The organism is Dactylosporangium sp. NPDC006015 (assembly GCF_040614215.1).
GTDB lineage: Bacteria > Actinomycetota > Actinomycetes > Mycobacteriales > Micromonosporaceae > Dactylosporangium > Dactylosporangium maewongense.
In genome coordinates, this window is sequence record NZ_JBEXUD010000001.1 from 599,571 (window position 1) to 624,915 (window position 25,345).

Annotated in this window: 24 protein-coding genes and 2 tRNA genes; 13 read left to right on the forward strand and 13 right to left on the reverse strand. The window is 71.4% G+C overall.

Going from position 1 to position 25,345, the window contains the following annotated elements; translation table 11 throughout:
* Positions 1–25 precede the first annotated feature (25 nt).
* Positions 26–403 carry a hypothetical protein gene (locus ABZ321_RS02745; protein ID WP_354888830.1) on the forward strand — a complete coding sequence of 126 codons (378 nt, stop codon included), beginning with the start codon at positions 26–28 and terminating at the stop codon, positions 401–403.
* A 12-nt stretch (positions 404–415) separates the two neighbouring features.
* On the opposite strand, the gene ABZ321_RS02750 is transcribed toward ABZ321_RS02745, so the two are convergent.
* Positions 416–943: a hypothetical protein gene (locus tag ABZ321_RS02750; protein WP_354888833.1), complete on the reverse strand. Its 528-nt coding sequence runs from the start codon at positions 941–943 to the stop codon at positions 416–418.
* A 114-nt stretch (positions 944–1,057) separates the two neighbouring features.
* Between ABZ321_RS02750 and ABZ321_RS02755 the strand changes: the two genes are divergently transcribed.
* The 4 genes from ABZ321_RS02755 to ABZ321_RS02770 all read left to right on the forward strand — a co-directional run bounded on the left by ABZ321_RS02755 (position 1,058) and on the right by ABZ321_RS02770 (position 3,366).
* Complete coding sequence (locus ABZ321_RS02755; protein ID WP_354888836.1) at positions 1,058–2,281, forward strand: FAD-binding protein; 1,224 nt, start codon at positions 1,058–1,060, stop codon at positions 2,279–2,281.
* Between the two features lie 10 nt (positions 2,282–2,291).
* Entirely contained in the window at positions 2,292–3,080 is a 789-nt protein-coding gene (locus ABZ321_RS02760) for a fumarylacetoacetate hydrolase family protein (protein ID WP_344508050.1), read from the forward strand.
* A gap of 74 nt (positions 3,081–3,154) precedes the next feature.
* Positions 3,155–3,226 (forward strand) — tRNA-Gln (locus tag ABZ321_RS02765).
* 67 nt (positions 3,227–3,293) lie between these two features.
* A tRNA-Glu gene (locus ABZ321_RS02770) sits at positions 3,294–3,366 on the forward strand.
* 1,701 nt (positions 3,367–5,067) lie between these two features.
* On the opposite strand, the gene ABZ321_RS02775 is transcribed toward ABZ321_RS02770, so the two are convergent.
* The 3 genes from ABZ321_RS02775 to ABZ321_RS02785 form a co-directional block, all read right to left on the reverse strand.
* Entirely contained in the window at positions 5,068–5,874 is an 807-nt protein-coding gene (locus tag ABZ321_RS02775; protein ID WP_344508069.1) for an ABC transporter permease, read from the reverse strand.
* Positions 5,871–6,776, reverse strand: coding sequence for an ATP-binding cassette domain-containing protein (locus ABZ321_RS02780; protein ID WP_344508071.1), 906 nt, complete (start codon positions 6,774–6,776; stop codon positions 5,871–5,873). Before ABZ321_RS02780 ends, ABZ321_RS02775 begins: the two co-directional genes overlap by 4 nt.
* A 119-nt stretch (positions 6,777–6,895) precedes the next feature.
* Positions 6,896–7,564, reverse strand: a complete 669-nt coding sequence (locus tag ABZ321_RS02785) for a hypothetical protein (protein WP_354888841.1) — start codon at positions 7,562–7,564, stop codon at positions 6,896–6,898.
* Positions 7,565–7,587: 23 nt separating this feature from the next.
* Between ABZ321_RS02785 and ABZ321_RS02790 the strand changes: the two genes are divergently transcribed.
* Entirely contained in the window at positions 7,588–9,654 is a 2,067-nt protein-coding gene (locus ABZ321_RS02790) for a glycogen debranching N-terminal domain-containing protein (RefSeq protein ID WP_354888844.1), read from the forward strand.
* On the opposite strand, the gene ABZ321_RS02795 is transcribed toward ABZ321_RS02790, so the two are convergent.
* Positions 9,638–10,990 (reverse strand): gluconolaconase, encoded by a 1,353-nt coding sequence (locus tag ABZ321_RS02795; RefSeq protein WP_344508079.1) that lies wholly within the window; start codon positions 10,988–10,990, stop codon positions 9,638–9,640. The genes ABZ321_RS02790 and ABZ321_RS02795 overlap by 17 nt on opposite strands.
* A gap of 30 nt (positions 10,991–11,020) precedes the next feature.
* Between ABZ321_RS02795 and ABZ321_RS02800 the strand changes: the two genes are divergently transcribed.
* Positions 11,021–11,791 carry a 3-methyladenine DNA glycosylase gene (locus ABZ321_RS02800; protein ID WP_344508081.1) on the forward strand — a complete coding sequence of 257 codons (771 nt, stop codon included), beginning with the start codon at positions 11,021–11,023 and terminating at the stop codon, positions 11,789–11,791.
* Between the two features lie 3 nt (positions 11,792–11,794).
* Entirely contained in the window at positions 11,795–12,397 is a 603-nt protein-coding gene (locus ABZ321_RS02805; RefSeq protein ID WP_354888848.1) for a hypothetical protein, read from the forward strand.
* Here the strand turns inward: ABZ321_RS02805 and ABZ321_RS02810 are convergent.
* Genes ABZ321_RS02810 through ABZ321_RS02825 form a run of 4 tightly spaced genes read right to left on the reverse strand, consistent with a single transcriptional unit; the run spans position 12,390 to position 15,344 of the window.
* The gene (locus ABZ321_RS02810) at positions 12,390–12,656 is read right to left on the reverse strand and encodes a hypothetical protein (protein ID WP_344508095.1); all 267 of its coding nucleotides are present in this window, start codon (positions 12,654–12,656) and stop codon (positions 12,390–12,392) included. The genes ABZ321_RS02805 and ABZ321_RS02810 overlap by 8 nt on opposite strands.
* The gene (locus ABZ321_RS02815) at positions 12,653–14,197 is read right to left on the reverse strand and encodes a radical SAM protein (protein ID WP_354888851.1); all 1,545 of its coding nucleotides are present in this window, start codon (positions 14,195–14,197) and stop codon (positions 12,653–12,655) included. Before ABZ321_RS02815 ends, ABZ321_RS02810 begins: the two co-directional genes overlap by 4 nt.
* 8 nt (positions 14,198–14,205) lie before the next feature.
* Positions 14,206–14,580, reverse strand: coding sequence for a hypothetical protein (locus ABZ321_RS02820; RefSeq protein WP_344508098.1), 375 nt, complete (start codon positions 14,578–14,580; stop codon positions 14,206–14,208).
* Positions 14,577–15,344, reverse strand: coding sequence for a prolipoprotein diacylglyceryl transferase family protein (locus ABZ321_RS02825; RefSeq protein WP_344508099.1), 768 nt, complete (start codon positions 15,342–15,344; stop codon positions 14,577–14,579). The genes ABZ321_RS02820 and ABZ321_RS02825 overlap by 4 nt, the downstream gene beginning before the upstream one ends.
* An 88-nt stretch (positions 15,345–15,432) precedes the next feature.
* Here ABZ321_RS02825 and ABZ321_RS02830 point away from each other — a divergent pair, with 88 nt between their 5' ends.
* Positions 15,433–16,443, forward strand: coding sequence for an endonuclease/exonuclease/phosphatase family protein (locus ABZ321_RS02830; protein ID WP_344508101.1), 1,011 nt, complete (start codon positions 15,433–15,435; stop codon positions 16,441–16,443).
* Between the two features lie 135 nt (positions 16,444–16,578).
* Positions 16,579–17,070, forward strand: coding sequence for a hypothetical protein (locus ABZ321_RS02835; RefSeq protein WP_344508103.1), 492 nt, complete (start codon positions 16,579–16,581; stop codon positions 17,068–17,070).
* Positions 17,071–17,107: 37 nt separating this feature from the next.
* Here ABZ321_RS02835 and cimA read toward each other — a convergent pair whose 3' ends face one another.
* A complete protein-coding gene (gene cimA, locus ABZ321_RS02840; RefSeq protein WP_354888856.1) occupies positions 17,108–18,709 on the reverse strand; it encodes a citramalate synthase in 1,602 nt (533 codons plus the stop codon).
* 371 nt (positions 18,710–19,080) lie between these two features.
* Between cimA and ABZ321_RS02845 the strand changes: the two genes are divergently transcribed.
* Entirely contained in the window at positions 19,081–19,611 is a 531-nt protein-coding gene (locus tag ABZ321_RS02845) for a carboxymuconolactone decarboxylase family protein (protein WP_344508107.1), read from the forward strand.
* Between the two features lie 828 nt (positions 19,612–20,439).
* A complete protein-coding gene (locus ABZ321_RS02850) occupies positions 20,440–20,640 on the forward strand; it encodes a hypothetical protein (protein WP_344508109.1) in 201 nt (66 codons plus the stop codon).
* Between the two features lie 72 nt (positions 20,641–20,712).
* Here the strand turns inward: ABZ321_RS02850 and ABZ321_RS02855 are convergent, their stop codons facing one another.
* The 3 genes from ABZ321_RS02855 to serA all read right to left on the reverse strand — a co-directional run bounded on the left by ABZ321_RS02855 (position 20,713) and on the right by serA (position 24,657).
* Complete coding sequence (locus ABZ321_RS02855) at positions 20,713–21,810, reverse strand: branched-chain amino acid aminotransferase (RefSeq protein ID WP_354888860.1); 1,098 nt, start codon at positions 21,808–21,810, stop codon at positions 20,713–20,715.
* A gap of 66 nt (positions 21,811–21,876) precedes the next feature.
* Entirely contained in the window at positions 21,877–22,905 is a 1,029-nt protein-coding gene (locus ABZ321_RS02860; protein WP_344508113.1) for a 3-isopropylmalate dehydrogenase, read from the reverse strand.
* Positions 22,906–23,046: 141 nt separating this feature from the next.
* Positions 23,047–24,657: a phosphoglycerate dehydrogenase gene (gene serA, locus ABZ321_RS02865; protein ID WP_344508115.1), complete on the reverse strand. Its 1,611-nt coding sequence runs from the start codon at positions 24,655–24,657 to the stop codon at positions 23,047–23,049.
* Between the two features lie 301 nt (positions 24,658–24,958).
* Between serA and ABZ321_RS02870 the strand changes: the two genes are divergently transcribed.
* Positions 24,959–25,336 carry a TipAS antibiotic-recognition domain-containing protein gene (locus ABZ321_RS02870; RefSeq protein ID WP_344508117.1) on the forward strand — a complete coding sequence of 126 codons (378 nt, stop codon included), beginning with the start codon at positions 24,959–24,961 and terminating at the stop codon, positions 25,334–25,336.
* Positions 25,337–25,345 lie beyond the last annotated feature (9 nt).

Consider the following 25,345-nt stretch of genomic DNA (forward strand, 5'->3'; position numbering starts at 1 on the left):
CGGCTTCGGCGGACGGGGGTCTGCAATGCTGACACGAAGCAAGGTGTGGCTGGTCGCGACGGCGGTCGCGGTGATCGGCCTGGCCGCCGGGCTCGGGGTCCGGTGGCTGACCCGCGGCCCCGCCACGACCACGACGCCGATCGCGTCCGTCGCCACCGCCTCCGGCAACAGCCCTGAGCTGGAGGTGTCGCTCACGTACTCCAGCTGCGACGCGCTCGACCACATCGACGTCGCCGAGGACGCCCGGACCGTCACCCTCACCGCCCACCTGCGCTCCAGGGCCCCGGGCTCCTGCGGCACCGTCCCGACCACGACGACGTCCACCCCGGTCCCCCTGAAGGCCCCGCTCGACCGCCGCACCGTCGTGGACGGCGCCACCGGCTCGCAGATCCGGACCGGCTGACCGCTCCCGTCCTTAGTCGCAGCCGATGCCGTCGCCGTCACGGTCGAGGTCGTAGACGTCGTCGCCGATGACGCGGACGGGGCCCTGGACGTATGACGGGCCGTTGCCGCTGCCGCCCTTGCAGTCGACGTCGACCGGGTCGTTCGGCACGCACGGGGTGTAGTTCGGGTTGCAGTTTCCGGCGGGCTTCGTGGTCGCCTTCGTGGTGGGCGCCTTGGTCGGCGCTTTTGTTGCCGGGTTCGTGGTGGTGGGCGCCTCGGTGACGGGGTTGCTCGCCGGGTTCGTGGTGGCCGGGCTTGTAACGGGTGGTGTCGTCGCCGGGGCGCTCGTCGTGGTGGGCGTGGCTTCGGCCGCGGACGTCTGCGGCAGCGCGAGTGCGCCCGTGCGGGCCACGTCGCGGGTGTCTTCCGGGCGCTCGGCGCCCGCGCCGATCGCGGCGATGCCGCAGATACCGACGACGAACACCACGAAGGCGACCATCGCGATGGTCGGGGCCCGGCCGGAGCGCTGGCCCCGCTGGTTGATCGGCGGTTGAGTCACCTCGCGAAGTCTGCTGCCGGCGCCATCTGGCGGACAGTAGCCGAACGGACGCGTCTGGTGAGATCGACGGCTGGTCGCGGCCGCGAACGGCGGGGCGTGCATAGACTCGGGCACATGAGCATGACCAACTGGGCGGGGAATCTGACGTTCGGCGCCGCCCGGGTGCATCGACCGTCCACGGTGGACGCGGTGCGGGAGATCGTGGCGGGGGCGGAGCGGGTGCGGGTGCTCGGGTCGGGGCACTCGTTCAACGACATCGCCGACACGCCGGCGGATCTCGTGAGCGTGGCGGGGCTGCCGGCCGAGCCGCGGATCGACGCGACGGCGGGGACGGTCACCGTGGCCGGCGGGGTGCGGTATGGCGAGCTGGCCACGTTCCTGGACGCCGAGGGTATCGCCCTGCACAACCTCGGGTCGCTGCCGCACATCTCGGTGGCGGGGGCGGTCGCCACCGGCACGCACGGGTCCGGCGCGGCCCTGGGCAGCCTGGCGACGGCCGTGGCGGGGGTCGAGCTGGTCACCGCCGGCGGGGAGCTGGTGCGGCTGGAGCGGGGCGACCCCGACTTCGCGGGCAGCGTCGTGGCGCTGGGCGCCCTCGGCGTGGTGGTGGGTGTGACGTTGGAGGTGCGGCAGTCGTACACCATCCGCCAACACATCTTCGAGCACCTGCCGCGGAAGGTCCTCGACGCCCGCTGGGACGAGATCGCGACCGCGGCCTATTCGGTGAGCCTGTTCACCACCTGGGCGGGCGACACAGTCGATCAGCTGTGGCTCAAGCTCGCCGACGGGGAGGAGCCCGACGGGTTCGGCGCGGTGCCGGCGACGCGGCCGATGCACCCGATCGCCGCGATGCCCGCGGTCAGCTGCACCGAGCAGGGCGGCGTGCCCGGGCCGTGGCACCGGCGGCTGCCGCACTTCAAGCTGGAGTTCACGCCGAGCAGCGGTGAGGAGCTGCAGAGCGAGTTCTTCGTGGCGCGGCAGGACGCGGTGGAGGCGTTCGCCGCGGTCGAGCGGCTGCGGCACCTCGTGACGCCCGTGCTGCAGATCTCCGAGATCAGGATCGTGGCGGCCGACGATCTGTGGCTGAGCCCGACGTACGGGCGGGACAGCGTGGCGCTGCACTTCACCTGGATCAAGGACGCCGCGCGGGTCGAGCCGGTCGTCGCGGCCCTGGAGGAGGCGCTGGCGCCGCTGTCGCCCCGGCCGCACTGGGGCAAGGTGTTCCACCACGCGGCGCGCCCGTCGCGCCTCGCCGACTTCCTCGCGTTGCGTGACCGGCTCGACCCGGACCGCAAGTTCAGCAATGCGTTCGTGGAGCGGCATCTGGCGGCGGAGTAGATTTCACGGCGTGCGTATCGCTCGTTTCGCCCACAGCAGTGGCATGTCGTTCGGAGTCGTCGAGGGCGAGCCCTCGGCCGGGCTCGCCGGGCTCACCGTCGCGGAGATCGAGGGTCACCCGTTCGGGGAGCTCCGGTTCACCGGTCAGCGCTGGGCCGTCGCCGACGTGCGGCTGCTCTCGCCGATCCTGCCCAGCAAGGTGGTGTGCGTCGGGCGCAACTACGCCGACCACGCCGCGGAGCTCGGCAACGACGTGCCGAAGGAGCCGCTGCTCTTCCTGAAGCCCTCCACGTCGGTCATCGGCCCCAACGACGCCATCCGGATCCCGCCGCAGTCGCAGCAGGTCGAGCACGAGGCCGAGCTGGCCGTCGTGATCGGTGTCACAGGCGCCCGCCGCGTCGACCGGGCCGGCGCCGCCGCGGCCATCTTCGGCTACACCGCCGCCAACGACGTCACCGCCCGCGACCTGCAGCGAAAGGACGTGCAGTTCACGCGCGGGAAGGGCTTCGACTCGTTCTGCCCCATCGGCCCCTGGATCGTCACCGGCCTGGACGTCAGCGACGTCGAGGTCCGCTGCGAGGTCAACGACGAGGTCCGCCAGCTCGGCCGCACCAAGGACATGGTCTTCGACGTGCCGACCCTTGTGTCATATGTCTCACACGTCATGACCCTCCTCCCCGGCGACGTGATCCTCACCGGCACCCCCGCCGGAGTCTCCCGCATGGTGGCCGGCGACGAGGTGACCGTCACGATCGAGGGCGTCGGCGCGCTCACCAACAAGGTCCTGACCTTGGAATAGGCGTTTTTGCGACAACCGATTTGGCCTGGTGCGTTCGCTCCGGTAAAGTTCTCAACCGGCGCCAACAGCGCCGATGGGGTATGGGGTAATTGGCAGCCCAACTGATTCTGGTTCAGTTAGTCTAGGTTCGAGTCCTGGTACCCCAGCACCGCAGCAAGATCGCGGTGCTGTATTGTTCCACCGCACGACACAGCAACAAAGAGCAAGACCTGGGGCCCCGTCGTCTAGCGGCCCAGGACGCCGCCCTCTCAAGGCGGTAGCGCCGGTTCGAATCCGGTCGGGGCTACAGTCCAATGGGTCCACCCTGTTCACGGGGTGGGCCCGTTCGCGTTGGTGGACTTCCGCATCCCCCGCGCAGCGGCTCCGCCGCCGCTCCCCAGTGGGGGATTCTCACCCCACACCCCCAATGCTCCGCTTCGCGTCGCACCGCTCGCTGCGCATCGCGGGGGCGGGGCTTGCTTCGCATCGCCCCGCTTTGGGCGGCCCGCCCCGCCGGAACGCCCCCTCCCGCCCGATCGAACCCCCACGCCGCCACCCTGTCCGCGTCCTTTGGTCATCGCGTTGGTGGAACGCCCGGCACCGTCACGGCCGGTCCACCAATCGGCAGGGGGCACGCCACCCAACCAACACCACACAGGGCAGCACGCCGCACAGGCCGCCCCGCACCATCACGGCCAGCCCATCCGACATGGCCATCACGCTAGACAGCCCGTCCTGCACTGCACGCCGCCCGGTCCACCCACACGAGCCATCGCGCCGTCCGGTCCACCCCGCATGGAGTCACGCGCCGCCCCGACCTCACCGCGCCGCAAGAGGCGCTGCGCCGCGCCGTCCAACACTTGACCACCACCGCGCCGGGCCGCGCCGCCCGGGCCAGCACGCCGCATGGAGTCACCGCGCCGCACAGCGCTTCGACGGCGGCGATCACACCCGTCACACCAGCACCGCACGGGGGTGCCACACCGCGCCGTCCAACACTGACCACCACGGCGCCGGGCCGCTCCGCATGGGTGAGCATGCCGCGCAGCCACACCGCACCGTCACGGCCGACCTATCGCCGCACGGGCCATCGCGCAGCCCGGCCCATCCACGTGCGTCACCGCGCCGCTCAGCGGCTTCGAAGGTGGAGATCCCACCGCCACACCAGCACCGCACGGGGCGCCACACCGCGCCGTCCAACACCTGGCCACCGCGGCGCCGGCCCGGGCCAGCATGCCGCACAGCCCGCCCCCACCATTACGGCCGACCCGTCCCGCACGGGGCAGCACACCGCGCGGCCAGCCCCCGCACCATCACGCCCGCCCGATCCAAGCCCGCACGGGTCACCGCGCCGCTCGGTGGGTTCAGGGGTGGCGATCGCGCCGGCGCACCCAACGCGCACGGGGCGTCATGCCTCGCCGGGACAGCACCTGGCCACCGCCGCGTCGGCGCACGCCGCACTGACCACCACGGGGCAGGGCAACACCGCGCGGGTCAGCGCAGCGCAGAGCATGGGGATCGTCTGCTCAATCCAGACGGGCTGTCGTGCCGTTGCTGCGTCTGGCGTGATCCATCACGCCGCCGGGCCCCCGTACCCCTGGCAGGCCCGCATGGGTCACCGTGCCGATGAGAGGTTTCAGGCCTAACTGGCACGCCGCCGCGCACGACACCGCACAGGGGCGGCACTCGGCGCCGGGCAGAACCTGAACGCCACGCCAACGGACCATGCACCCATAGACGGCGTCGCTGGAGGGCGCTGTGGGCCGGTGGAATCAGCCCCACCGGGCGGCCGAGCCCGTCGGGGATCGCCGACCAACGCCGCGCGGCGCCCGAGGGACGACAAAGCACGCCGTGCGGGGGCGCTCGGAAAGCGCGGGGGCTCGTGCCGCTGGGGCCAGACCGCGGAGGCGGGCCGGCCCGCTCAACCGGGGTGCCCCGCCCCGGCCGGTCCAGCGGCGGCGGGGCGGGGCGGGGCAGCCGAGCGGGGCCCGAGGGTTCGTGGGTGGGGTCAGGCGTCGCGCTTCTTGAACAGGTAGGCGGCGACGAGCAGGAGCAGGGCGGTCCAGCCGGCGAAGACGGCCAGGCCCTGCCACTGGGTCAGCAGCGGGTCCGGGGGCAGGGTCGGCTTGTAGATGAGCTGGCCCGCGTTGGTGGGCATCCAGGCGTGGATGTGGGCGCCCCACGTGCCGGGGAGCAGGGCGGTCAGGTTGGAGACGACGAGGATCAGGCCGAGCACGCCGGTGATGGCGCCCGCGGTGTGGCGGATGATGGCGCCGAAGGCGAGGGCGAAGAGGCCCAGCACCGTCAGGTAGAGGCCGGCGCCGAAGACGGATCTGGTGATGCCCGGGTCGGAGAGGGCGACCGGGATGTGGTCGGACATGATCCAGCGGCCGGTGAAGAAGGCGGCGAAGCTCAGGAGCTCGCCGACGGCGAACATGAGGAGCGCGAAGACGAGGACCTTCGCGGACAGGACCAGCAGGCGGCGGGGCTGGGACTGGAGGGTGGAGCGGATCATGCCGGTGGTGTACTCGGCGGAGACGACCATGACGCCCAGGACGGCGACGATGAGCTGGGAGATGAAGACGGGCTGGTCGATGATGATCTGGAGGGGTTCGGCGGCCAGGGCGGCCTGGTCCTGCGGCGAGAACTGCGGCCACTGGCGCATGAGGAGCCAGGCGATGAGCGACATCAGGCCGACGGAGATGGCGGCCATCGCCACCAGGGACCAGGTGGTGGAGCGGACGGTGCGCAGCTTCGTCCACTCGGAGCGCAGCAGGCCGTCGAAGCCGGCGCGGCGGGCCGTCAAAGTCGTCATCGGGTCCCCCGGTATTCGACGCTGTCCTTGGTGAGCTCCATGAACGCCTGCTCCAGCGACGCCTGCAGGGGCGCCAGCTCGTGCAGCCGCAGGCCGTGCGCGAAGGCCAGGTCGCCGATGTCGCGCATCGGCAGCTCCGTGACGAGCAGCGAACCGTCGGGCTCGGCGACGGCGGTGGCGCCGGCCGCTCGTACCAACGCCGCCAACGTCGACACGTCGGGCGTGCGCACGCGGGTGGCCAGGACCGAGTTCTGCTCGATGAACTCCTGGACCGTGCAGTCGGCGATCAGCCTGCCGCGGCCGATGACGAGCAGGTGGTCGGCGGTCAGCGACATCTCGCTCATCAGGTGCGACGAGACGAAGACGGTGCGGCCCTCGGCGGCGAGGGACTTCATGAGGTTGCGGATCCAGAGGATGCCCTCGGGGTCCAGGCCGTTCACGGGCTCGTCGAACATGAGGATGCGCGGGTCGCCGAGCAGGGCCGTGGCGATGCCGAGCCGCTGGCCCATGCCGAGCGAGAAGCCCTTCGACCGCTTCCGCGCGACGGCGGTGAGCCCGACGATCTCCAGGACCTCGTCGACGCGGCGGCGCGGGATGTTGTTGGTCTGCGCGAGGCAGAGGAGGTGGTGGTACGCGCTGCGCCCACCGTGGATCGCCTTGGCGTCCAGCAGCGCGCCGACCTCGAGCATCGGGTTGTTGAGGCGGCCGAACGGGCGGCCGTCGATGGTGACCCGGCCGCTGGTGGGGGCGTCGAGCCCGAGGATCATCCGCATGGTGGTGGACTTGCCTGCGCCGTTCGGGCCGAGGAACCCGGTGACCTGGCCCGGCCGCACGGTGAACGACAGCTGGTCGACGGCGACGCGGTCGCCGTAGCGTTTGGTGAGGCCGACAGCCTCGATCATGGTGTGCCTCCCGTTGTAGCTGCAGCGGAAGGTATTCGAGTGTTGCTGTGGCGAGGGTGAGAGGACCTGAGACGGGCCTCAGCCGACCACGAAGACCTGAGACGGGCCTGAGACGGGCCTCAGCCGATCACGTTCACCGCGCGGGCCACGACGAGCAGGACGGTGGCGAGCGAGACGGCGGACTCGACGAGCATGCCGGCCTTGGCCCAGGTGGACATCGGCAGGGTGTCGGTCGGGCTGAACGCGGTGGCGTTGGTGAACGACAGGTAGAAGTAGTCGAAGAACCCCGGCTCCCAGTCGCGGGGCACGAGGTCGCCGGCGGTCATCTGGGCGAAGAGGAAGTCGGGGTGCGGGTTGGTCCCCTCGGCGCGCGCCGCCGGGCCGCCGCGGTCGCCTTCCCAGAACCAGAGGGCGAACACGATGACGTTCGTCAGCCAGATCGCGGCGGCCCACAGCAGCAGGTGCGACGGCGCGATGTGCCCCTGCCCGAACAGCGCCCGCACGAGCAGCGCCGCCGACCACGCGGTCGCGACGCCGAGCAACGCGGCCAGGCCGATGCTCAGCGGCCGCAGGATGCGGGTCTCACGGTTGATCCGCAGCGGGTTGACCACGACGACGCTGATCAGCAGGGCCGCCTCCAGGCCCGGCAGCAGCCAGCGCGGGCGGGGCGCCAGGTCGGCCGGCAGCAGCAGGTGCACGGCCACCGCGACGGCGATCGCGAGCGCGGCGGGCCACCGCTGCTCGGCCTCGGTGCGCCGCAGCCAACCCGGTCTCGCATCGCTGCTCACGCGGCTAACGTACCGTGCGACGTGTGGCGAATCACGACCTGCACGCACACGTGACCTGTGTGGCCGCTCCGGCGACGTGGTTGTCAGGGCCGTCCGGTCAGCTCACCGGCGGCGCCGACGGGCTGTACGTCGAGGACCGCCGGGTGCTCGCCCGGCTGGAGGTCACGGTCGACGGCGTGGCCGTGGCGGCGCGGGACGTGCGTCGCACCGGTGCTGCTTCAGCGGTTTTCGCGGATGTACGGGGAAACCTCGCCATCGCACGTAACCGGCTGGCCGAGCCGCTGGGTGGCACCGAGACCATCTCGCTGGCCAACAAGGCCGGCGAGCCGCGGGTGGTCACGCTGGCGGTGGCGGCCGCGACGGACTTCGCCACCACCGGTGCGGTCCGCGACGGCTCCACAGTGGACATCGTGCCGCTGCTCGCCGAGGCGCGGTCCGGGGACGGCATGTCGGTCCGCCTCGACGCCACGCCGGCGCCCGATGAGGCCGGCGACGCGTTGCGATGGACCGTCACGCTGGCGCCCGGGGCACAGTGGACGGTCGAGCTGCGCTTCACCCGCACCGACGTCCCGCCGATCCCGCGGGCCAAGCGGTTCAGCACGCTGCGGGTCGCGGCCGGCGACGCCCGGCTCGACGCGCTGGTGCGCACCGGCGTCCAGGACCTCGACGCGCTGCGCCGCGGCGACCTGTACTACAGCGCCGGCAGCCCGTGGTACCTGACGCTGTTCGGCCGGGACGCGCTCTGGTCGGCGCGGCTCGCACTGCCGCTGGGGACCGACGTCGCCGCCGGCACACTACGGACCCTCGCCGCCCACCAAGGCACCGCGACCCCCCACGACGATTCGGCGCAACAAGGCACCTCGGGCCGGCAGGACACCTCGGCGCAGCAAGGCTCTTCGGGCCGGCAGGACACCTCGGCGCAGCAAGGCTCGTCGAGCCGCCACGACACCTCGTACACCGGCGAAACCGAAGAAGAGCCCGGCCGGATCCCGCACGAGATCCGGCGCGAGGACGCCGCGCACCGACTGCCGCCGGTCTATTACGGCACCGTCGACGCGACCGCGCTCTTCGTCTGCACCCTCGCCGACGCGTACCGCTGGGGCATGCGCCCCGACGCCGTGGAGGCCCTGCTGCCCGCCGCGGAGGCCGCCCTCGCGTGGCTCGCCGGGCACGGTGGCCTCGTCACCTACCGCACCACCGGCGCCGGCCTCACCCACCAGGGCTGGAAGGACTCCGCGGACGGCATCCAGTTCGCCGACGGGCGCGTCGCGAGCGGGACCTTGGCGTTGTGCGAGGTCCAGGCGTACGCGTACCAGGCGTTCCGCGAAGGCGCCGGCCTGCTCGACGCCTTCGGCCGCCCGGGCGCCGAGCGGTGGCGTTCGGCGGCGGCCGACCTCGCGGACCGGTTCCGGGCCGCGTTCTGGTGCCCGGGCGGTTATCCGGCGCTCGCCGTCACCGGCACCGGCGAGCAGGTCGACGCGGTGGCGTCGAACATGGGCCACCTGCTCGGCACCGGCCTGCTGTCACCCGCCGAGAGCGCCGCGGTCGCCGGCTGGCTGACCCGCCTGCGCTCCCCGTTCGGGCTGCGGACCCTCGCCCAGTCCTCGGCCGGCTACGACCCCGGCTCCTACCACGCCGGCTCGGTCTGGCCGCACGACACCGCGATCGCGCTGCTCGGCCTGGCCCGCGACGGCCACCGCAAGGAGGCGGCGGCGCTGGTGGGCGCCCTCCTCGACGCCGCCGGGCGCTTCGATTCCCGGCTGCCCGAGTTGTACGGCGGTGACGACGCCGCGACGCCGTACCCGGCGGCGTGCCGCCCGCAGGCCTGGGCCGCCGCCGCGGGGCCCGCGCTGCTGGTGGCGCTGCTGGGCCTGGACGTCGACATCCCCGCCGGCCGAGTCACGTTCGACCCGCTCACCCCGTCGCCGGTCGGCGCGTTCCGCGTCAGAGGGCTGAAGGTCGCCGACGGCCTGCTGGACGTCTCCGTCTCCGCCGACGGCGCCGTCACGGTCCACAATGGACCCGTCGGCGTCGCGTTCCTGCTCGCCGACGGCACCCCCGCGAGGATCGGGTCTACTTCGGCGGGGTGAGGCGCAGGATCGTACCGGCGAAATCGTCGCTGACGAGGATGGAGCCGTCGGCGTCGAGGGCGGCGTCCACCGGGCGGAGCCAGGGCTTGCCGGCCTTCGTGTCGACGAGGCCGCTGAGGAGGTCGACCGGGTCGCCGGGGCCGCCGGTGGTCCACGGGACGAAGACGACCTTGTAGCCGACGGGCTTCGTGCTGTTCCACGAGCCGTGCAGCGGCACGACGGCGCCCTCGAGGGCCGGCACGAAGGTCAGGCCCAGCGGCGCGGTGTGCGCGGGCAGGCCGAGGTCGATCGGATCGGCCTTGGCGCAGTCGGCCTTCTGGCCGTCGCGGTTGAGCTCGTAGTCGCGGTGGAACGGCAGGTTGTGGGTGCCGTTGTCGCTGTTGGGGTTGCAGAACGGCCAGCCGTAGAAGCCGCCGTCGCGGACCTTGATGAGCTCCTCGACCGGGTACTGGTCGACGAACTGGCTCATCCGCTTGCCCTTGTCGGACTTGCCGTCGCCGTCGACGTCACGGTCGTCGGGGACGAGCGTGTTGTCGCGGTTGTTGACCACGGCCCACAGCTCGTCGGTGCCGGGCCGGAACGCCAGCCCCTCGGCGTTGCGGATGCCGCGCGCCAGCAGGTGCTTGCCCGCGTTCTTCCCCGCGGCGTCGAACGTGTAGATCGCGGCGCGCTGCGGGTCGCTGACGGTGTCCTCGACGCACGCGTTGCAGGTGGAGGCGATCGACACGTACAGCTTGCCGTCCTTCACCGCGATGTTCTTCAGCACGTGCGCGTAGTTGCCGCGCAGCTCCGGTGTGCTGGTGTCGGGCAGCCCGTCGACGACCACCTGGCCGTCGTGCGCCTTGAGGTCCCCGCTCTGGTACGGGTAGCGCACGATCTGGTCCGCCTCGGCCACGAACAGCCACGTCGCCCCGCCGACCTCGGCGAACACCATGTCGTGCGGCCGGTTGAGCCCGGACGCGAACTCGGTGACCTTCCCGCCCCGCACCACGCGGACCTTGCCCTGCGCGGGCTGGGACACCAGCAGGTCACCGCTCGGCGTGACCGCCAGGAACCTGGCCTTCTCGACCCGCGCGTAGACCGACGCGCTCCACCCCGCCGGCATCGTCACGTTGCGCGCCACGTCGAACGGCGCCCCGTTCACCCCCGCGCCCACGGCGACCTTGACGCTCGTCGGCTTCCCGAGCGCCAGCGCCGGCGCCCCCGTGGAGGCGCTTCCCGCCGTGGACGAGCTCGGCGCCGCCGGCTCGCCCCGCTCCTTCGGCTCGCCACCACACCCCGCGAGCAGCAATGTGCAGGCCGTGGTCGCGACGAGCAGTGCACCGAGCTTGCGCATGCGTGTGACGGTACAACCTAAGCTTGTCGCGTGCTCTCAGACGACGCCCGCAGGGCCGCCCACGAGGCACGGGTCGACCAGTGGATCGTGCCGCACCTGGAGCGCCGCCGCCGCGGCGAGAAGCACCCGGTGCTCGACTTCCTGTTCACGTACTACTCGTTCCGGCCCGCGCAGCTGCGCCAGTGGCGTCCGGGCGGCGCCCCGCACCGCCGGCCGGAGACCGTCGCCTGGGTCCGGGACCTGCTCGTGGCGACCGCGGCCAGACCCCCGCACCTGGGCTGCTTCGGCCTGCACGAGTGGGCGATGGTCTACCGCCAGACGCAGGACGAGCTCCGCCACAACGCCTGGCCGCTGCGCCTCGGCCCCACCGGCACCGACGCCGTCGTCGAGGCGAGCCGCATCCGCTGCAGCCACTTCGACGCCTTCCGCTTCTACACCGCCCCCGCCCGGTCGCTGAACCTCCTGCAACCGACCCGCGAAACCCAGCTCGCCAACGAGCAGCCAGGCTGCCTGCACGCCAACATGGACCTGTACAAGTGGTCCTACAAGCTCAGCCCGCTGACCCCCGGCGAACTGATCGCCGACTGCTTCGAACTGGCCGCCGACATCCGCACCCTCGACATGCAGGCCAGCCCATACGACCTGGCCGCCCTCGGCTACCCCCCGGTCCCGATCGAAACCCCCGAGGGCCGCGCCGAGTACACCCGCCGCCAACGCGACCTGTCCGACCGCGCCACCCCCCTACGCGCCGCCCTCATCACCCACTGCGACACCGCCCTGCCCCACACCGTGGACCAGTAGCCCGTGCCGAGTCCAGCTGTAAGCCTGGAGCAGCGGATCACCCGGCTGGCACATGCCGGCATCCAGGTGCTCCGTGCGTGGCCGTTGTCCGACGGCGCGGTGACGCCGCCGGACGTCGCGTGGGAGGCGTTCGGCTGCGATGCGACGACTACCCGGGTCGATCGGACCGTGGACAACGACGATCCCGACTACGTGGTGCGCGGCAACGAGATGTGGCACTCGATGGCACGTGAGTTCGGCCTGTTCGACGCGGACGGGACGTTCCTGCTGTCGGTCCGGACCGGGCCCGGAGACTTCGAGGATCCACAGTGGTTCGAGGTCCGGCTCGCGCCCGAGTGGGACGTGTTCGGCCGTGGCGGGGAGGAGCTCGTCCTCGGACACGGGGCCCGCACGCCGGCGTTCGTCATGCACTCCAAGGACGGGGCGCTCCTGCTCGCCTCCGGCTGGTACCAGTTCGTCTCCACCGTGCTGGTCGTGCCGCGCCCGTGGACCGCTGCGGCGTTGCGGCGCTCCGCGGAGGACCGGCTGGCGAAGCGCGAGCGGACCGAGGAACGGCGGACCGCCGCCAGGCAGTGGCTCGCGAGGCCCAGCGGTGTGGTCAGGTGAGCCAGGTGTAGACGTTCCAGGTGATGCCGGCGGTGGCGGCCAGGGTCAGGGCGGCCAGGTAGGTCAGGACCAGGCGGGTGTCGCGCAGGACGCACTTGGAGCGGGTCAGGCCCTGGCGGCGGGCGCGGAGGTAGCCGAAGAAGCCGAGCAGGGCGAAGCCGAGCAGCGCGACCGGGCCCAGGAGCCACGCGAGGGCGGCGATCGTCGCGTAGACGCAGAGGCGCAGCGGATCGTAGGGCTGCGCGGGCGGGGTCGTCACAGCGCCCTGGGCAGGCGTTGGGCGGAGAGGGCAGGCCAGGCCTGGACGGCGCAGAACGGGGCGCACTGGTGGGCCGGGGAGCCGTCAGCGGCGGCGGCGACGGTGGCGACGTGCACGCAGCACTGCAGGAGGCGCTCCTCGATCATCGTGTGCATGTCCATGAAGGGCTTGACCGTGATGCGTTTGACGCGTTCGCCGAGCATCTTGCGCAGGCGGTTGCGGCCGCCGGGCAGGGACGAGGAGACCAGCGTGGTGAGGGTCGAGATGCCGAGGTCGCAGTTCTCGCAGATGTCGCGCCAGAGCGAGCCGACGTCGGGGTGGGACAGCGAGGACTGCTCGGACAGCAGGCCCAGCAGCGAGTCCTTGACGGCGGTCCGCAGCGCCAGCGGCAGCTGGACGTCGGCGATGCGGTTGGCGACGAGGTCCGGGGAGAGGTCCAGGAACGTCAGGAGGCGGTCGTGGCCGATGAGCTTGGTCATCGACTGCCACTCCCCCGCGTCGTCGCGCAGCAGGTACCCCACGGAGCAGCAGTGCGGGTGCGAGCAGGGCAGGGCGGTCAGGTCGCGCCAGGTGACCTGGTCGCCGGTCTGCGGGCCGAGGCGGGCCAGGACGCCGGTGTGGGTGAGACGGTCGAGAGGGTCGATCGCACCCGAACGACCGGACCCGAACTGCGGCTGCAGGGAGACGCCGCCGACGTACGGGGTGTCGAGCGCGCGCTTCACGACGGCGCCGATCTCGTCGTCGTTGACGCCGAGGGCGCACGTCATGGTGAGGGTGGTGAAGATGCCGCGGGAGGAGAGCCGGTCGACCGCCTGGTCCTTGAGGCGGCGCAGGTCGGCGCCGCGGTGGTGGCGGGCGGCGCGCTCGGAGACGCCGTCGTACTGGAGATAGACCTCGACCCGCTCGCGGTGCTCGGTGAGCAGGTCCAGCAGCGCGTCGTCGCGGGCGATCTTCACGCCGTTGGAGTTGATGAGGATCCGCACGACGTTGCGGGCGGACACCTCCCGCAGCAGCTCGGCCAGCTGCGGGTACAGCGTGGGCTCGCCGCCGGACAGCATGAGCACGTCGATGCGCCCGTTCTCCCGGGAAAGCTTCGTGTCGACGCTGGCCAGGACCTCGGCGAGCGGCACGACGCCCTCGATCGCCGGGGAGGAGTCGGTGAAGCAGGTGGGGCAGCGCAGGTTGCAGCTGTCGGTGAGGTCGGCGAGCAGGATGCAGGTGTGCTGGGTCTGCATCTCCGGCAGGCCGGCGAGGTACGCCGACGGCACTGGCGCGAAGTTCCCGGCGAGGTCCGGCACGTGCGACTTCGTCGGGGCGGTCCACTGCTCCAGGTACCGGAGGATTTCCGGCGACTCGTCGTACAGCGTGCGGACGAGACCGTGCGAGGGGCAGCCGCGCTCCAGCCAGATCCGGCCGTCGCGCTCGGCGAGCCAGCCCGACAGCCGCTGCACCGTCTCCAGTGGACGGTCGGGGCACTCGTCGTGGCACTGCGGGCAGAAGGCGTTGACGTACCGGTGGATCCGGTCCCCCCGAAGCTGCATGCCGGCGCTCATGCTGTCCCCGAGTTCGCGGAGACGATGGCGAGGCAGACGCCGATCCCCGCGATGGGGAAGACGATGACGCTGACCGCCCAGCCGATGAGGATGCCGATGCCGAGGCCCCGGTCGCGGCGCACGATCCAGACGATGCCGACCACCAGGCACGCGACGAACAGCACCACCTGCAGCAGCATCTCCAGGTAGACGCCGAGCAGCGCGTTCTGGCTGTTGTCCGACGCGCCGAAGGCGATCGTCACGACCACGCCGATGATGATGACGAGGACCTGCGCGGCGGCGGCGATGCCGAGCCCCGCGGCGACCTTCCTGCCGCGGATCGGGCGTTCCCCGTCCGGTGGCGGCGTCGGCACCGTCCAGTTCGGATTCATGCGGCCACCGTTTCCTTCTGTCGCACCAGATCCTTGATGATGCCCGCCACGATGAGCGGCAGGCAGGCCAGGAGGAACAGCTGCGGCCGGGTCAGGCCGGCCCACACCACCTCGTTGCCCCGCACGAACTCCACCATGAAACGGAACGCGGCGTAAGCGGCCAGATAGATTTTGAACAGCGCGCCCGGCGCGGTCACCTTCCGGCGCAGCGCGAGCAGCGCGCCGAACGCGACGGCGTGGAAGAGGATCTCGTACGCGAAGGACGGGTGCAGCGGCACGCCGGCGGGCGTGTGCATCGCCTCGGCCTGCGCCGCGTCGAGCGTGATGCCCCACGGCAGGCCGGTCGGGGTGCCGGGCGGCTCGGCGAGCAGGCAGCCGACGCGGCCGACCGCCATCCCGGCCGCGACGGCGGGGGCGAAGAGGTCGCCGGTCCGCCACGGGTAGCCGGACACCTTCTTGGCCACGATCGCGCCGACGTACGCGCCGACGAGGCCGGACAGGATGCTGCGGTTGCCGTACGCCCACTGCTCCAGCAGCGACGCGTTGTCCCGCGGGTCGAGGTGCTGCGCCCATGTGCCGAGCCGGGCGAAGAGCGCGCCGCCGACGAGCGCGCCGGCCAGCACGTACCAGAGCCGGTCGTCCTGCGCCCGGCGGCGGCGGACCTCCCACAGGAAGACCAGCGCCGCGACCGCGATGCCGGCCGCCACGCACACGTCGTGGGTCAGGATCGCGACCGGGCCGAGCCGCACGATGACCGGATACACCTGCGCAGCGTAATAGGCCGCCGGTGGGTTCTGTGAAGATTCTCAGCAGGGACCGGGCCGGCTGGCGCGCCTCGCCTACCCTGGCGGAATGGTCAGCACCGAGGAGTTCGCGCCCGCCGCCGAGATCTCCCGGCGGCGGCGGCCGTGGCTGACCGTGCTGCTGTGGCTGCTCATCGCGCCCTTCGCGGCGTGGGCGACGGCACGGGTGTTCGGCCTGGAAAGTGGCTTCCCGACGGTCCAGCTGATCGCGTTCACCCCTTATGTCGCGGTTGTTTCGCTGGTACCGCTGGCGATCGCCCTGCTGACGAAGCGGATCTGGCCGGCGGTCGCGGCGGCGGTGGTGACCGTCGCGTTCGCGGCGTGCGTGCTGCCCCGCTGGATCTCCGACGGCGACGCGGGCACGACCGAGGGGCCGACGCTGCGGGTCATGAGCGTCAACATGCTCATCGGCCGCGCCGACCCCGACCGCATCGTCGGCCTCGTGCGCGCGGGCTCCGTCGACCTGCTCGCCGTGCAGGAGTACACCGACGAGGCGCGCACCGCGCTGCGCCGGGCCGGCCTGGAGCAGCTGCTGCCCAACGCGGTGTCCTACCCGCGCCCCGGCGTGAGCGGCTCGGCCGTCTACAGCCGCTTCCCGCTCACCGACAAGGGATACCGGCGGTTCACGTCCGACTTCGGTCAGGCGCAGGCGGGTGTACGGGTCCCGGGCGCCCTCGAGCTGCACGTCGAGTCGGTGCACCCGTGCGCCCCGTCGGACGGCTCCCGGGACTCCTGCTGGGTGTCGGATCTGGCCGCGCAGCCGGCCGCGACACCGACGGGACCGGTCAACCTGCTCATCGGCGACTTCAACGCGACGCTCGACCACGAGGCGTTCCGCGATGTGCTCGAGAAGGGCTACCACGACGCCGCGGACGTCGTCGGCGCCGGGCTCGACACGTCGTGGCCCTACGACGATCGGTGGTTCATCCCGGGCGTGACGCTCGACCACGTGCTGACCGATGAGCGCGTCGGGGTGCGGAAGGTCGTGATCCACAAGATCGCGGGGACCGACCACAAGGCCGTCTTCGCCGAGCTGGTGCTCCCAAAGGCCGACGCCTGACCTGTCCGATCATGCCGAATGGCGCCCGAAAGATCACTCGCGCGTACCTCCGGCTATACGCGGTTCGTTGGCCGGGAGTACCTTCACGTACGGATCGGGCGGAACGCCCCGACAGAACCACGTTGGAGCAGATGGGTGACACGAACCTTCCGCGGCATCGCGCTCGCCGTCATTGCGCCGGTTGTGCTGACGAGCGTCCTTGCGGGCTGCTCGGACAAGAAGGATGACTCGGGCGAGTCACCGTCCGCCGACCGTCCGACGGTAGAGGTGACCGCACAGCCGCAGGACCAACAGACCGCGCAGGTCACGGCGGAGCAGGTGTTCGAAAACCTGTCATCCGGCGACTGGGCCGGAGCCTGGGAGCTCTGGACCGACACCGCGCAGTCGGCCATCAACAAGGACGCCTACGTCGACCTGGTCTCGACCTGCACCGGGCTGCAGGGCGACTACCTGGTCACCGGCGTGACACCGGTCGACGAGTCCACCGCCACGGTCAAGTGGACGCGGACGCCGGCGAGCGGGGCCGCGGCGAGCGGCACCAACACCATCAAGTATCAGAACGGCCAGTGGAAGTTCGAGCCGGACGCAGCATCACTGACCGCCTTCCGGCAGAACAAGTGCCCGTGACGGGTGGGGCCGCTGACGGCCCCACCCTTCGGGTCAGCTACACCCGCACCTGGCGGGACAGGCCGTAGCTCAGGGCGTCGACCAGCGCGGTCCAGCTCGCCTCCACGACGTTCTCGTGGACGCCGACGGTCGTCCAGTCCTCCCCCGTCGAGCGCGTCTCGACCAGCACCCGCGTGACGGCACCCGTGCCGTGGCTGCCCTCGAGGATGCGGACCTTGTAGTCGGCCAGCTCGAAGCGCGACAGCTCGGGGTAGTGCCGGGTCAGCGCCACCCGCAGCGCCTCGTCGAGGGCGTTGACCGGGCCGTTGCCCTCCGCCGTCGCGATGATCCGCTCACCCCGGACGCGGACCTTCACCGTCGCCTCCGACACCACGGCGCCGTCCTCGCGGTGCTCGACGATGACGCGGTACGACTCCAGCGCGAACGGCTTCGGCACCGCACCGTCGGCGAGCTCGGCGCGGGCCAGCAGCTCGAACGACGCGTCGGCGGCCTCGAACGACCAGCCCCGCGCCTCCAGGTCCTTCACGCGGGTCGTGACCCGCGACAGCGCCTCCGGATGACCGGACAGGTCGACGCCGAGCTCGCGTGCCTTGAGCTCGATGCTGGCCCGTCCGGCCATCTCGGTGACAAGGATCCGCATGTCATTGCCCACGACGACCGGGTCGATGTGGTTGTAGAGCACGGGATCCACTTTGATCGCGCTCGCGTGCAGGCCCGCCTTGTGAGCGAACGCTGACGACCCGACATAAGCCTGGTGGGTGTCGGGTGCGATGTTTGCGATCTCTGCGATGGCGTGCGAGACGCGCACCATCTGCTCGACGCACCCGTCCGGTAGGACCGGCATGCCGAGCTTCAGCTGGAGGTTGCCGACGACGGCGAAGAGGTCGGCGTTGCCGGGCCGCTCGCCGTAGCCGTTCGCGGTGCACTGGAAGTGCGGGACGCCCGCCTCGACGGCGGCGACCGTGTTGGCGACCGCGCACGAGGTGTCGTTCTGGCAGTGGATGCCGAGCCGGTCGACCGCCTCGGCCTCGGAGATCCCGAGCGTGACCGAGAGCCTGCCCTTGACCTCGCCGATCGCCCTGGTGATCAGCGACGGCAGCATCCCGCCGTTCGTGTCGCACATGACCGCCTTCTCCGCGCCGGCGGCGAGCGCGGTCGCGGCGACCTTCGCGGTGTACTCCGGGTCGAAGGTGTACCCGTCGAAGAAGTGCTCCAGGTCCAGGAACACCCGCCGCCCCTCGGCCACCAGGTACGCGACGGTGTCGTGGACCATCGCCAGGTTCTCTTCCGCCGTGGTGCGCAGGGCCCGCTCCACGTGCCGCAGGTCGGACTTGGCGACCAGGGTCACGGCCGGCGTCTCCGCGTCGAGCAGCGCCCGCACCTGCTGGTCGTCCTGCACCCGGACGCCGGCCTTGCGGGTGGCCCCGAACGCGACGAACACCGCGTGCTTGAGGTCCAGCTCGGTCCTGGCTCTCCGGAAGAACTCCGTGTCCTTCGGCATCGCTCCCGGCCAGCCGCCCTCGATGAACCCGACGCCGAACTCGTCGAGCAGCCGGGCGACCGCCAGCTTGTCGACGACTGAGTAGCTGATCGCCTCGCGCTGGGCCCCGTCGCGCAGCGTGGTGTCGTACACCTGCATGGTCTTCTCCTGGCTTTGGGCTTGGGGATCTGGCTTCTGGGCGGCCCTGGGCGGCCCTGGCGGCTACCGGCGGGTGGACCAACAAAAAGACCCCTCGCGAATGCGAGAGGTCTGCGCGGCCAGCGAGGGGATGCTGGTCGCGCTAAGGGCCAATAATGAGCCGAGTCACGTTGGGTAGCTTGCCACGACCGCGCGATCCGTGGCATGTGATTCCGAATTCTGAGAACCCAGGTGATCTGCTTCACGATTCACCCTGTTCGTCATGTCCCCGTAACGAGCGTCGGTCAAGGTTGGAGCCAGTCAAGCGAACGCACCAAGGAGGTTCCCGTGCTCACCGTTGGTGAGGCCCGTCCGGGTAGGCCGTCGGTCTGATGTCGATCGAGGCACTGAAGGCCGCGCTGCCGTCGTATGCGAAGGACGTCGAGCTGAACCTCGACGCCGCCCTCGCCGGCACGCTGCTCACCAAGCAGCAGCTGTGGGGCACCGCGCTCTCCTGCGCGATGACCACACGGAGCGCCTTCGTGTTCCGCTCGATCCTCGCCGAGGCCGGGAATCATCTGAAGCCTGAGGCTGTTGAAGCAGCTAAGGCGGTCGCCGCGCGCATGGCCGTCCACAACGTATATTTCCGCGCCAAGCACCTCATCGGTGACGAGGCGTACCAGCACCTGCCGGCGCGGTTGCGCCGCCAGGTGACCACCTGGCCCGGCGTCGGCACGGTCGACACCGAGCTGTGGTCCATAGCAGTATCCGCGATCACCGGGTGCGGGGTGTGCCTGGAATCGCACGAAAGATCACTTCGCGGTGCAGGGGTGTCCCGCGAAGTGGTCGACGAGGGTCTGCGCGTCGCCGCGGTAGTTCACGCGTTGGCCGTGACCCTCGATGCAGAGGCAGCTTCCGTCTAGGGGCTTTCCTCTTGTACGGGTGTCGGAGTGGCGGCTCCGGCACCCGTACTCTGCATTCCGCCCAGGTTCGCCCCAGGCAACCAGCCACACAGCTCCGGCGACCACGCTGAGCGCACTGATCGCACATCAATGACAGCAGGTGCGGCGTCGCCGGTCGGTGTGATGTGGGTCGGTTGTGAACGCCAACGACGGTGTGGAAGCACCGAACGACGCCCCAACAACGCAGGACCCTGCGAGAACGGCGGCCGGGAAGCATCACCGCGACCACGGCACCGACGTTGACTGCAAGAGCCGATCATCACCATGATCGAAGGACGACCCACTCCGCCCGGACAGCCACCACGCGACTTCGATCACGGCGACCACGGCCACGATCGCCCCGCGGGGTACCAGGACCACACGCGCGAGTCGGCAATCAGAGTGGGACAGCACTGGTTGCGAACCCGCACGCGGACAGCAACCACCGCCTCCCGTGAGAGCGCCCCCGATGGCATCGAACCTATCGCCGAGGTATGACACTTTTCGGGTTGTTGTGGGCTGCCGGTTCGGGTGGGGTTTTGGTCGGGCCGTGGGGTGTTTGTCCTGGTCGGACCCGGTAGCGCAAGGGGACGGTGTCGCCCGGTCGTGCAAGTTGCGCACAGCGTGTCTGCGCCGGGGCGGGATCGGCGGTTACCGTTTCGGCAGCAGTCGCCGGAACGCGGGCCGGCGGCGGTGGGACATGGAGCCTGGGGGCGACAGAAAATGATCGACGAGGGTGTTCCGCCGGGGTCCGGTGGCGAGGCGGGGGGTGAGCCGCCGCTCGAGCCTCCGTTCGGCTGCGCTGATCCGATGCTGTGGCGCGTCGCGCGGGCGCTGCACGACGCGCACAAGCCGCGGACCGACAACTTCTGCGAATGCAAGGCGTTCTGGCCGTGCCCGGACGCGCAGCTCGCCGAGGAGGCGTTGCTGCTGGCGTACGAGCGGCCGACCCCACGCGGCGTCCGCCCCAGCTACGGGCGGACGTCCAACCTGGGCCGCTGGTCAGCGTGACGAAGCTCGGCCGGCAAGCCCAAGAGCGCCTGACAGAAGCCCGACAGTACGAACGCCCGTAACACGCGGGTGCTACAGGACGCGGTGCACCCAGCCGTGCGGGTCCGCGGCGGTGCCGCGCTGGATGCCGACCAGGCTCTCCCGCAGGTCCATCGTGACCTTGCCCGCGGTGCCGTCGGCGATCGTGAACTCGCCGTCGCGGTCACGCACGACGCCGATCGGGGTGATGACGGCGGCGGTCCCGCAGGCGAAGGCCTCCCGCAGGCGGCCGCTGCGCGCGTCGGCCTGCCACTGCTCGTACGAGTACGGCTCCTCGCGGACGGTCATGCCCTGATCGGCGGCGAGCCGCAGCACGGACTCGCGGGTGATGCCGGGCAGGATCGTGCCGGTCAGCGGCGGCGTGAGCAGGCTGCCGTCGTCGAAGACGTAGAACACGTTCATGCCGCCGAGCTCGTCGACGTAGTGCTGCTCGACGGCGTCGAGGAAGACGACCTGGTCGCAGCCGTGCTCGATGGCCTCCGCCTGGGCGACGAGGCTGGCGGCGTAGTTGCCGCCGCACTTGGCCGCGCCGGTGCCGCCCGGGGCGGCGCGCGTGTAGTCGCGGGAGACCCAGACGCTGACGGGCTTGACGCCGCCCTTGAAGTAGCTGCCGACCGGGGAGGCGATGACCAGGAACAGGTACTCGGAGGAGGGCTTGACGCCGAGGAAGACCTCGCTCGCGTACTGGAACGGGCGCAGGTAGAGGCTGCCCTCGGGGTCGGAGGGGACCCAGTCGCGGTCGACCCGGATCAGCTCGCTGAGCGCGTCCAGGAACAGCTGCTGCGGCACGGGCGCCATGGCCATGCGGGCCGCCGACTGCTGGAAGCGGCCGGCGTTGGCGTCGGGGCGGAAGAGCGTGACGCCGCCGTCGGCCGCGCGGTAGGCCTTCAGCCCCTCGAAGATCTCCTGCGCGTAGTGCAGGACGGCGGTCGCCGGGTCCATGGGGATCGGCGCGCGGGCCTCGACGCGGGCGTCATACCAGCCCTTGCCCTCGGCATAGCGCACCGTGACCATGTGGTCGGTGAAGATCCGCCCGAAGCCGGGGTTGGTGAGCAGCGCGGACCGCTCCGCGGCGCTGACCGGCGCCGGGTTGGGACGGATCTCGAAGTCGAGCGTTTCCCCGCCGTTCATGGCGTGCCTCCAGTTGCGCGTCGTGTCTGCAACTTACCCCGAACGGTCGTTCAACTGCACGGAGGGTCAGGCGACCGCGGCGGCCAGCCGGTCGCCGATCGCGTCCGTGGACAGCGCCGAGCCGGGCGTCCGGGCGGCGACCTCGGCGCCGACCGCGGACGTGACCTTGGCGGCCGCGTCGGGGTGGCCGAGGTGGTCCAGCAGCAGCGCCGTGGACAGCACGGCGGCGGACGGGTCGGCGATGCCCTTGCCGGCGATGTCCGGCGCGGAGCCGTGGACCGGCTCGAACATCGACGGGAAGGCGCGCTCGGGGTTGATCGAGCCGCTGGCCGCGAGGCCGATACCGCCCGTGACGGCGGCCGCGATGTCGGTGAGGATGTCGCCGAAGAGGTTGTCGGTGACGACGACGTCGTAGCGCTGCGGGTTGCTCACCAGGAACATGGCGGCGGCGTCGACGTGCTGGTACTCGGTCTCGATGTCCGGGAACTCGGCCTTCACCGCGTTGAACGTGCGGGCCCACAGGCCGCCGGCGTGGGTGAGCACGTTGGTCTTGTGCACCAGGGTCACCTTGCGCCGCTCACGCTTCGCGGCCCGGGCGAACGCGTCGCGGATGACCCGCTCGACGCCGTGGCGGGTGTTGAGGCTCTCCTCGGTGGCGACCTCGGCGGGCGTGCCCGGGTGCAGGTTGCCGCCGGCCCCGACGTACAGGCCCTCGGTGCCCTCGCGGACGACCACGAGGTCGATCTCGCCGGGCTTCACGCCGGCGAGCGGGCTGGTGGTGCCGGGCCACAGGCGCGACGGGCGCAGGTTCACGTACTGGTCGAAGTCGAACCGCAGCTTCAGCAGCAGGCCGCGCTCCAGCACGCCCGGCGGGACGGTCGGGTCGCCGACGGCGCCGAGCAGGATGGCGTCGTGGCCGCGCAGCTCCTCCAGGACGCTGTCGGGCAGCACCTCGCCGGTGCGGTGGTAGCGGGCGGCGCCGAGGTCATAGTCGGTCGTCTCGACGTCCGGAAGGATGACCCGCAGGACCTTGAGCGCCTGCGCCACCACTTCGGTCCCGATGCCGTCCCCGGCCACGACCGCGATCTTCGCCACCACTGTGCCCCTTTCCTCGGACCTGCCCACGGTACGCGCTTGTCCTAGAGCGTGGACGCGCATCTCAAACAATGGACAGCGGATGAAATAAGACGGGGGCAGGGAGAGCCGCCACTCTCCCCGCCCCCTAGGAGGAACGTCTTACTCGCCCGACAGGTCGACCGTGCTCGCCGCCGTGGCGCCGATGGCCTGCTGGGCCTCGTTGAGCAGGTCCGCGTGCACGGACTGGTCGACGGTCAGCGTCATCAGCGCCTCGCCGCCGGCTTCGCGCCGGGCGACCTGCATCGCCGCGATGTTGACCCCCGCAGTCCCCAGTATCGACCCCACCAATCCGACGACGCCGGGGCGGTCGGCATATCGGAAGAACAGCAGCACGCCCTCCGCGGCGAGCTCGAGGCTGAAGCCGTCGATCTCCGTCAGCTTCAGGGCCTCTCGCGGTCCCGCGACATACGTGCCGGACACGGAGGCTACCCTGCCGTCGGGCAGTACACCGCGCACGGTCACCAGGTTGGTCTGATCGGCGGACTCGGTGAACACCGCGAGGGCCACCTCGACCCCCCGATCGGCCGCCAGATGCGGTGCGTTCACATAGGTGACCTGCTCTGCGACGACGCTGCTGAACAGGCCTTTCGTCGCGGCGAGCTTCAGCACCGACACGTCGTGGTGTGCCACCTCGCCGTGCACCTCGACGGTGACGGCCGAGGCGATCCCGCCGGCGACCGCGGTGAAGGCCCGGCCGAGCTTCTCCGCGAGCGGCAGCAGCGGCCGCACCTCCTCGGCGACGACGCCACCGACCTGGACGTTGACCGCGTCGGGGACGAACTCGCCGTCCAGCGCCAGCTTGACGCTGCGGGCGACGGCCAGCCCGGCCTTGTCCTGCGCCTCGACCGTCGACGCGCCCAGGTGCGGGGTGGCGACCACGTTGTCGAACACGAACAGTGGCGAAGCGACGCATGGCTCCTTGGCGAAGACGTCGATGCCGGCGCCGGCGACCCGGCCGTCGGCGATCGCGTCGGCGAGGGCCTGCTCGTCGACGAGGCCGCCGCGGGCCGCGTTGATGATCCTCACGCCCGGCTTGACGATGCCCAGCTCACGGGCGCCGATGAGGCCGACGGTCTCCGGGGTCTTCGGCAGGTGGATCGAGATGAAGTCGCTCTCGCGCAGCAGCTCGTCGAGGCCGAGCAGGCGCACGCCGAGGGCGGCCGCACGGGCCGGCTGGATGTAGGGGTCGTACGCGACGAGCCGGACCCCGAACGCCGCCATCCGCTGGGCGAACAGCACGCCGATGCGGCCGAGGCCGACGACGCCGACGACCTTGCCGGACAGCTCGACGCCGGTGTACTTGGACCGCTTCCACTCCCCCGCCTTCAGCGCGGCGGAGGCGGCGGCGGTGTTGCGGGCGACGGCGAGCAGCAGCGCGACGGCCTGCTCGGCGGCGGAGACGATGTTGGACGTCGGCGCGTTGACGACCATGACGCCGCGGGCGGTGGCGGCGGGGACGTCGACGTTGTCGAGGCCGACGCCGGCACGGGCGACGACCTTGAGCCTCGGTGCGGCGGCGACGGCCTCGGCGTCGACCTGGGTGGCGCTGCGCACGATGATCGCGCTGGCGTCGGCGAGTGACTTGAGCAGCGCCGGACGGTCGGTGCCGTCGATGTGACGGACCTCGTAGTCGTCGGCGAGCACCTCTAGGGCGGAAGGAGCGAGCTCCTCGGCGATCAGCACCACCGGGCGTTCAGGAGGGAGGGTCATACGGACCTCGACTCTCGGGCTTCGGCTGGCGTCGATGCGAGGCGCGCGGCACTGCACGCCACGCACTTGGAACGGCGACGGGACCGGGCGGGGCGGCCTCTTCCGCCGATGGTAGGCCCGGGGCCGCGACCGCCCGTCCCCGCGCGGACGTGAGCGCGATCACAGCTGCCCGTTCGGGTGACCGGCCGGCAACGACCCGACCTGCCCCTTCTGAACCTCTGGCGCACCCGAAGGGCCCGCTTGACTCTCCCGCCACTGGAGACCTGACGCTGGTCGTACCGACGCAGCAAAGGAGACGAAGATGGAGAATCCCTACGCGGAAGAGGCCGAGCAGCGGTGGGGCCAGACCGAGGCCTACCGGCAGTCGGCGGAGCGGACCGCGAAGTACACGCCGCAGGACTGGGAACGCATCAAGGCCGAGGCGGCGGCGAACACGGCGGCGTTCACCAGGGCGTTCGTCGACGGCGAGCCGGCGCAGGGGGAGCCGGCGATGGATCTGGCCGAGGCGCACCGGCAGCACATCAGCCGCTGGTTCTACGACTGCGGCAGCGAGCTCCACCGCGGCCTCGGCGACATGTACGTCGCGGACCCGCGCTTCACGGCGAACTACGACACGGACCACCCGGGCCTGGCGCAGTTCATCCGGGACGCGATCCACGCGAACGCGGCGCGCGCGTAACGAAGAAGG

Bases quoted from the DNA above. Each gene is read 5' to 3' on its own strand.
- ABZ321_RS02830 (WP_344508101.1), top strand. From the start codon at position 15,433: ATGGTCAGCACCGAGGAGTTCGCGCCCGCCGCCGAGATCTCCCGGCGG.
- cimA (WP_354888856.1), bottom strand. From the start codon at position 18,709: ATGCAGGTGTACGACACCACGCTGCGCGACGGGGCCCAGCGCGAGGCG.
- ABZ321_RS02755 (WP_354888836.1), top strand. From the start codon at position 1,058: ATGAGCATGACCAACTGGGCGGGGAATCTGACGTTCGGCGCCGCCCGG.
- ABZ321_RS02820 (WP_344508098.1), bottom strand. From the start codon at position 14,580: ATGAATCCGAACTGGACGGTGCCGACGCCGCCACCGGACGGGGAACGC.
- ABZ321_RS02870 (WP_344508117.1), top strand. From the start codon at position 24,959: ATGGAGAATCCCTACGCGGAAGAGGCCGAGCAGCGGTGGGGCCAGACC.
- ABZ321_RS02850 (WP_344508109.1), top strand. From the start codon at position 20,440: ATGCTGTGGCGCGTCGCGCGGGCGCTGCACGACGCGCACAAGCCGCGG.
- ABZ321_RS02845 (WP_344508107.1), top strand. From the start codon at position 19,081: ATGTCGATCGAGGCACTGAAGGCCGCGCTGCCGTCGTATGCGAAGGAC.
- ABZ321_RS02795 (WP_344508079.1), bottom strand. From the start codon at position 10,990: ATGCGCAAGCTCGGTGCACTGCTCGTCGCGACCACGGCCTGCACATTG.
- ABZ321_RS02780 (WP_344508071.1), bottom strand. From the start codon at position 6,776: ATGATCGAGGCTGTCGGCCTCACCAAACGCTACGGCGACCGCGTCGCC.
- ABZ321_RS02815 (WP_354888851.1), bottom strand. From the start codon at position 14,197: ATGCAGCTTCGGGGGGACCGGATCCACCGGTACGTCAACGCCTTCTGC.
- ABZ321_RS02855 (WP_354888860.1), bottom strand. From the start codon at position 21,810: ATGAACGGCGGGGAAACGCTCGACTTCGAGATCCGTCCCAACCCGGCG.
- ABZ321_RS02775 (WP_344508069.1), bottom strand. From the start codon at position 5,874: ATGACGACTTTGACGGCCCGCCGCGCCGGCTTCGACGGCCTGCTGCGC.
- serA (WP_344508115.1), bottom strand. From the start codon at position 24,657: ATGACCCTCCCTCCTGAACGCCCGGTGGTGCTGATCGCCGAGGAGCTC.
- ABZ321_RS02745 (WP_354888830.1), top strand. From the start codon at position 26: ATGCTGACACGAAGCAAGGTGTGGCTGGTCGCGACGGCGGTCGCGGTG.